The organism is Mycobacterium sp. NGS56 (assembly GCF_059812425.1).
The window spans coordinates 1-7,142 of sequence record NZ_JCALCQ010000026.1 but is presented as its reverse complement, the minus strand read 5'-3'; the positions used below and the strand labels follow the sequence as shown (position 1 = coordinate 7,142).

General features: G+C 62.7%; 6 protein-coding genes and 1 pseudogene. 1 reads left to right on the top strand and 6 read right to left on the bottom strand.

Going from position 1 to position 7,142, the window contains the following annotated elements; genetic code table 11:
• Both AC5Y4F_RS26695 and AC5Y4F_RS26690 read right to left on the bottom strand, forming a co-directional pair.
• Positions 1-327: class I SAM-dependent methyltransferase (locus tag AC5Y4F_RS26695; protein ID WP_499999659.1), on the bottom strand; the 327-nt coding region annotated here is incomplete at its 3' end.
• A gap of 345 nt (positions 328-672) precedes the next feature.
• The gene (locus AC5Y4F_RS26690; RefSeq protein ID WP_067933341.1) at positions 673-1,272 is read right to left on the bottom strand and encodes a class I SAM-dependent methyltransferase; all 600 of its coding nucleotides are present in this window, start codon (positions 1,270-1,272) and stop codon (positions 673-675) included.
• Between the two features lie 662 nt (positions 1,273-1,934).
• On the opposite strand from AC5Y4F_RS26690, the gene AC5Y4F_RS26685 reads away from it, so the two are divergent.
• Positions 1,935-2,939, top strand: coding sequence for a glycosyltransferase (locus tag AC5Y4F_RS26685; protein WP_499999661.1), 1,005 nt, complete (start codon positions 1,935-1,937; stop codon positions 2,937-2,939).
• A 162-nt stretch (positions 2,940-3,101) separates the two neighbouring features.
• On the opposite strand, the gene AC5Y4F_RS26680 is transcribed toward AC5Y4F_RS26685, so the two are convergent.
• The 4 genes and pseudogenes from AC5Y4F_RS26680 to AC5Y4F_RS26665 form a co-directional block, all read right to left on the bottom strand.
• Positions 3,102-3,962 carry a methionyl-tRNA formyltransferase gene (locus AC5Y4F_RS26680; RefSeq protein WP_499999656.1) on the bottom strand — a complete coding sequence of 287 codons (861 nt, stop codon included), beginning with the start codon at positions 3,960-3,962 and terminating at the stop codon, positions 3,102-3,104.
• A 23-nt stretch (positions 3,963-3,985) separates the two neighbouring features.
• Complete coding sequence (locus AC5Y4F_RS26675; RefSeq protein ID WP_067933345.1) at positions 3,986-4,924, bottom strand: glycosyltransferase family 2 protein; 939 nt, start codon at positions 4,922-4,924, stop codon at positions 3,986-3,988.
• A gap of 57 nt (positions 4,925-4,981) precedes the next feature.
• The gene (locus AC5Y4F_RS26670; protein ID WP_499999653.1) at positions 4,982-6,517 is read right to left on the bottom strand and encodes a glycosyltransferase 87 family protein; all 1,536 of its coding nucleotides are present in this window, start codon (positions 6,515-6,517) and stop codon (positions 4,982-4,984) included.
• A gap of 319 nt (positions 6,518-6,836) precedes the next feature.
• A pseudogene (locus AC5Y4F_RS26665) lies at positions 6,837-7,142 on the bottom strand (hypothetical protein); the annotation flags it as partial.

Here is a 7,142-nt window from a genome sequence, read left to right as displayed (position 1 = left end):
GGCGATATCAACAGGGGCCAGCACGCGCGCCTGCTCGGGCCCGAAAAAACCTTCATAAAATGTCCCACGGTCCCCAAAAGTCCTGCGCGCCTTCGCCACATAGGCCGCATTAGGCTCCCAGCCGACATACTCCACCTCCGGCAGGTACGCCAACAGATCCGAGGGCCCACAACCGATATCCAGCACACGATCCCCCGGCTGAGCACGCACGAAATCTCGCGCAAAGCGGTGCCGCTCGCGGTCGGCTCCCATCACACGCTGCACAGCTTCATACAATGTTGGATGACGCAAAGCCGCATAAAGACCGTGGGTACGTTCGCTCGTCAATGCTCAATCCTTAACGCAGACCGCAAGACAACTTGCGCCCAATGGAATAGTGCCCCGCCAAGATCCGCCACGCCTCGACACTACGCAGCCCATCGATGCTACCCACTGAAAAACCCCTGCCGCACACGCTCTGCGGAGCACAGCTGGGCATCAGCCTCTCGCCGCACCGGGCATTCAGCATGCCGAATCGTCTTGGCTACTAGTTGCGTCGTGAAAATGCACAGCGGCAACGTCGGGCTCGGCTTGCTCCACAACGGAAAACTGGCACCTGGCTAGCTCCGCGCGCGTGCGCCAGCGCGGCGTCAATTCGGCGACCCGGCTATCTCCGGAAATGAGCGGCGTCGGTCAGGCGCTGAGCACGTACAGTTTCTCCCTACCGCCCGCAATTAAGGACTGTTGCACCACTCGCGGCGCGTAGTTGCGAAAGAATTCGTCGAGCGTCGCCTCGGTGAATCGATGAGCTTGCGCACCGTCGCCCGGGTTGGTGAAGCGTCGGCCCAGTGCGGCCAGGACGCGATTGTCGCTGGTGGTCATGTTGCGGACCGGCTCGGCGACGATCACCCGGTTGCGCGCCGCGGCCAGCATCCGGTCGACGACCGCCCGTGGGTCGGGGAGAAAGTGATACAGGCTCGCCTGCATGATGACGAAGTCGGCTCGGGGCAGCGGTGTGTCGGCGTGCAGGTTCCGCACCTCGCCTCGCCCACCCGCATCATTCAGCCGCGCGATAAACCCGTTGTTCAGGTCGAGACCGAGGTAGTCGACCGACTTCTCACGCAAGTAGCGGCTGTACAAGGTCCCCGGCCCGCAGCACACGTCGAGCACCGTGGCGCCTTCGGGAATGAGTGCCGCGATCGCGCGAAAGCGCGCTGCATAGTGCCTGCCGTACAGCGTGCGCATCAGTAACTCGTAACTGACGCCGCTGCGATAGATGAGGCTGGTGGGCACAAAAAACCCCTGCGACGGTTGCTGGACGCTAAATGCTACCGCGCCGGGCGCTTTGCGATTCCGTCATGCGGCCCGGACGTCTAATCGGCGCCGCGTCAGCCGGGCATCCCGGGTGTCGGTGATGAGAGGCTGGGCGCGCAAACATTCGCGGAAGCATGATTTCATCAATGCCGCAACCGACAAGCGACATACGGGTTTCGTGGCTAACCGCTAGGCTGGCAGGTTGTGGAATCCAGAGTGGCGTAGCTCCCTTTAACGGTTGGTGCAGTTCATTCAAGATTGGATCCCAACAGCAAAGGAGGTCCGGTGTTCGGCAGAGGCCCTCGGCGAGACGCCTGGCGGGCTGGCACTGACTGTACGCAAGTGGATCAGCTGCCTCCGCCCCGATAAGGCTGCGGGCTTGCTGTACGTTACTAACAAATCACTTCACTCGTCGGGCAGGATTCGCGGTGATTCCCAGACGAAGTACGCAACTCCCCGGACGAAGCGCGGAAGGTCCGCCCCTGGGCCGGCAGGTCGCCGGCAACCAACGTTGGTCGAAGGCAGGGAATGGACCCCGCCAATCGGTCACGCGTCAAGTTCCCACGGTGATCGCGCCCGACCAAGGCGCGGTCGCAGCAGACGGCCGTCTCAACTGGCCGGGCGGAGAGCGCCCTCACCGTATTTCGGTTGTCGTACCGGTGTATCGGGGCCAACACACCATTGGCGGATTGGTTGCTGAACTGCATCAGCTCACCCGTCCCACGGCGACGCCCGACGGTGCTACCTTCCTGGTCGACGACATCATCCTCGTGCACGATCACGGTCCCGATCGGTCAGACGTGGCGCTCGAGGAGCTTCGGCAGGCCTACGAGCAGGTGCGCACCGTGTGGTTGAGCCGCAACTTCGGCCAGGACGCCGCGACGATCGCCGGCATGTCGACCGCGCGTGGCGATTGGATCGTCACAATGGACGAGGATGGCCAGCACGATCCTGGATTCATCGGCGCTTTTTTAGACACGGCGTTGGCTCAGGGCGCCGATCTGGTGTATTCGAGGCCGACGAACACTCGCCCGCATGGATTTCTGCGGAATCTGACCTCGCGCGGCGCGAAGGTGGTGCTGGCGACCGTGTTCGCGTTCCCGGCTTCCACCCGGTTTGAAAGCTTCCGGCTCATCCGCGCGGATATCGGCCGCCAACTCGCTGACATCGCCCAAAGCGGCGTGTATCTCGATGTCGCGTTGAGTTGGGTGGTCGATGCGGTCGCGCAGGTCCCGGTGATACTGCGCGCAGAGAGCCTGCACGAGTCCGGCTATACCTATCCGCGGCTGTTCGCGCTGTTTTGGAAGATGGTGCTCTGCAGCGGCACCCGCGTCCTGCGGCTGGTCAGCATGCTCGGCGTCACGCTCGGCGTCATCGGTGCCGTGATGGCCGCGGTCGTCGTGTACCAGGCGCTCACCGAAGACGTTTACGGACCACATGGATGGGCCTCGACCATCGTGGTGCTGTTGCTGTGTTCGGGTGCCATCCTGTTCTCACTCGGCCTCGTGGCCGAATATCTCGGGGTGGCCCTGCACGTGTTGATCGGCAAACCGCTGTACTTGACGGTAGAGACACCCACCCCACGGCCCAGGCATAAGGGGCAGCCCGTGAGCGCCGCCAGTCTTGACGCCCGGGTCGAGCAGTAACGGCGTCGCCGTCGTCCGCCCGCACCGCAGGCCTAAGACGATCAACTACCAGGGCTACTCAACATTCACAGCGCGGTCCTTCCGCTGCGTCGGCGATCGGAAGGTGGCGTTCATTGTCCGTAGAGCGGCTGCTGGAGGATGGATCGCTGTCGCGCGGCTTTGCTACTTGCCAGGCTGATCAAGCGTCAGCACCAGCCGCGCACCATCCCTTTCCCACGTGATTCGTCCGTCACCATCGGTCGAAGCGTTGTCCGTGCCGGCGACTGAGGTCCGCTCTATCAAGGTGGAGCTGTTGACGATGCGATCAACCCCTCCAACGCGAACCGTCGCGCCCGGGTAAGGGACCACCGCCCGTACGATCTTGTGCAATTCATGAAGTCCCAATGACTGGTCTAGCGACACAGGCTTAACGATTCGTTGAGTGCGCGGCGTCGGTCTGACTTCCTGCCTCATCCCGACCGGTCGGACCCCGCATTCGAACAGATCGATCAGCTGCGGAAGACAGCTCGCCGCCAGCCGTGCCAGCCCGAGCCTCAGCGACGCATTCGTTTCATCACGCCGGATCGGGTAGGTCCGCTGGATCAAGATGTTGCCCGCGTCGACCTCTGGGACGGCATAGTGATATGTCACTCCCGTTTCGATTGCCTCCCCGAGTAGGGCGGCCTGGATCGGGTCGGGCCCGCGAAACCGTGGCAGCAGCGACGGATGCATGTTGACGACGCCCAACCGTGGCAGGTCGAGAAGCGGCTCTGTGAGGATCTGATCAAACCCGGTCATGAGGATCATCTCCGGGTCATAGCCCCGCACCATTTCCAGCCCGGTTCCCGAGGTGACGCGAAGATTCGTGTGGCACGGTATCCCGAGTTCGGCGCACACCTCGTGAATCTGAGGAATCGGGTAATAGGGGTATGGAGCGTCGTAGCATCGCGTGAAGACCGCGCCCAACTCCAGCCGCCCATCGGCCCGGATCGCGTCGAGGACCTCGTTCGTGTAGCCGGTCAAACCAAATAAAACAATTCGCATCAGCGCTCCGAATGGTGATCCGGTTATCCTGCGGCGCCATCGTATGCAACGGTCTCGCTGACCAGATAGGTCGGCCGGTCCATGCTCCGAAAGTGCATACGAGCCAAGTACTCCCCGACGATTCCAAGTGCAAAAAGCTGCGCGCCAGAGAAGATCGCGATGATCGAGGCCAGGAACGCGAAACCCGGCACAGCACTACCATTTATCAGGTACGTGATACCGACGTCGGCAAGGATGGCGACGCCGAATAACACCAACAGGAAGCCGATGAAGCTCGAGATCTGGAGCGGGAGCGTACTGAACCCGGTCATCAGGTCAATCGCGTGGCGAACCAGACGGCTTATCTTGTAACCACTCACGCCGGCGGTACGCGGCGCGTGCTTCACCTTGATCGCGACGAACCGAGACGTCGTCCAGCTGAGCAAGACATCGATGGACACCGTTGGGCTGCGATACTCGCTAAATCCCTGCCGCAAGCGGGTGCGGAATGCGCGGAAGGCGCTCACACTGCGTGCTGTCTCGGCGCCCATCGCGCTGGCCAACGCCAACTTCGTCACGCGTGAGGCTACGTCGCGCACGATCCCATGCTGCTCATTCAGCGGTGCGCCATACACCACGTCGACGTCGGGACCGAGGGCCGCAAGAAGCGGCTCGATCTCGCTCACCGGATGCTGCAAATCGTCATCCATCGTGACTATTACGTCGTTGCGCGCGGCGCGAATACCGCAGAGCAGGGCATTGTGCTGACCGTAATTTCGGCTCATGCGGATGCCGCGTACGCGCTCGTCCTCCGCAGCCAGTTCAGTGATGATCGACCATGACTCGTCGCCGCCGCAATCCTCCACGAAGACGATCTCAAACTCCGGGGCGATCCGCGGCATAGTAACGCTCAGCTGCCCATGCAACTCTCGCAACGTCAGTCCTGCGCGATAAACGGGTATGACAACACTAACAGTCAGCACGGCGCCTCCCCGGCGGGCTTTTGCCCAAAGTTGCGTTATCCCAGAATGTTTGGCGGTTTACGCCGGTCCCGGCGCACTCTGCGGCACCAAGTCGGGTGGATGTGACGACGTGGCGGCAGCCGTATCCGAAAGCCCCTGCCGAGCGGGCTCCCGGTCATCGTCAGGTAAAGGAGTCGGTCGGCGAGCATAGGAGACAAGGATCGCCAGGCATGCAATCATCCACAAGATCGGCGTCAATGGCGCCGTGGTCAATACGACTGACGTGGTGCCGACTACCCCACGAGCCCCCCATTGCCCCCAGATTGGTTCCTGGACGGGCTGGCCCAGGATGGCAACCTGAGCGATGCTGAGCGCCACGGCCCACGTGATGCACCGGCCCACCGCACGACGACGAGTGTCGCGAAGTGCCAGCCGGTCGAATATCCCCTCAGCAGGCGAGCCGTCGGGGTCTCGGACGACGAGCGCGGCGACCGGCAAAACGAATACCAAGGAGTAGAGCATGGCCACGGAGGGAGACAGCGCGGCCGTGGCCAGCAGCACCACGCCTGCCATCACCGGTGGGATGCGTCGCCCCAAGACGAGCAGGCAAACGACAACAATGATCAGGATCGCAATTCCGATCATCCATCGCGGGCCGGCCAGAAAACCTTCTGGAATCTTCCCGCCGGTTTGGGCACCCTTGACGGCATCCGGGAAAAGCAGCAGCGCTCGACCGAAGGACACGTTCTTCACGTCGGTAAGTCCCCCGAACGAACTTGCCGCGTGGAAAAAGCTGCGGAGGGACTGTGGGATTGTCTGCGGAAAGTCACGCGGCCACAACAGGTAGGCAGCCAGGTTCGCGCCCACGCCCCCGGCAACAGCAGCGCCAGCCCACCGCCACTGCCGGGCTGCCAACAACGCCACCACCAGCACGGCGAACTGGGGCTTGACGATCGCGGCCAACACCACCATGAGCGCGACAACACCCCACTGCCCTCGACGCAACGCCACCAAGAACACCAACGCGATCGGCACCACGAATCCCGCCGAGTTGCCCCGATCAATCACCGCCCACGCGGGGATTGCTGCAGCGCCGAGTGCCACGAAAACCACCACTCGCTCCAGACCGCGTGTTCCCCGGGCCGCCCACACCGCAGGCGAAACCACCGCAACCGTCAGCGCAAACAGATAAGCGATCAACCCCAGTCTTGGGACGCCCAGCCATTTCGCGGGAGCCGCAAACAACATGTGGGGCAACCATCCTGCAGCCGGCCCACCCATCAGGACCGGATGGTAATCCGGGGGAAGGACTTGCGAGTAGGCCCAGGGGTCGGGCTGCAGCCCGGTATCTACGACCATGGTGTAGTCACCGAAGCAGTGCCGACCGATGCTCGCGCTCTGTGCCAGCCAGCAATCCTGGGGGATCCACAACAGAGACGACAGCACGTCGACCGAGAAGCACTGGACAAGCACATAACTTGTCGCCACCGACACCGCGGAGACCAGCAGGATGGCGCCCAGCATCAAAGTGCGTTCGGATTGGGGGGTCACCGCTCGACGCCGCTCCCCGATCGCAGCGAGCCTGCTACGCAGCACCTCGACCGGTCGAATCATCCAAATCCTCCTCCGTTCTTCGCGAGACGGTAGCAAAATCAGGCGGCCAGCGTTACGACCGCGGCCGAAAACTCGAGGGCGGATCGGTGGTTTGTGTAACGTGCCGGCGCGGTCGGCTGGCGGTGTGTGGCTTCGCTGAGCGCTGGAGGGAAAAGACCTGCTCCGCGGCGCGGAAGGGTTGTGGACCAGCGCGTGGAAGCGAATTCGCCTCGGGCGTGAAGATCCGCGCCTGAGCGGGCGACACTACCCACGGCGTGTCGGCGACGTGGTTGGTGGGGTATCGCAATCACGTCGGCAAAACGTTGCTCAGTAGCGTGACCTACCTCGGATTGGTGCTCACCGACTCCTCTTTGGGCGACATCCGGGCTGTCATGAAGAAGTGGGTGTACGGCGGAAACGCCTTTGCGACGACCGTGCCGTGCACATCGCCGAACGCGCTGCGCGCCAGTGCCTCATAACCGGCCGGCGAGCGCACATGCCGACCACGATCGAGACTGATGAGCAACCGCGCGATCGGATTCTGCCGCTCGACAAACACATTATCGACCGTGATCACGCGCCCATCGGGTTTAACAACCTGTCGTAACAGCGCGAACAATTGGCTCGCCTGCGCATCGTCCATGTG

Coding starts and splice junctions, on each gene's coding strand:
- AC5Y4F_RS26680 (WP_499999656.1), bottom strand. CDS start 3,962: ATGCGAATTGTTTTATTTGGTTTGACCGGCTACACGAACGAGGTCCTC.
- AC5Y4F_RS26670 (WP_499999653.1), bottom strand. CDS start 6,517: ATGATTCGACCGGTCGAGGTGCTGCGTAGCAGGCTCGCTGCGATCGGG.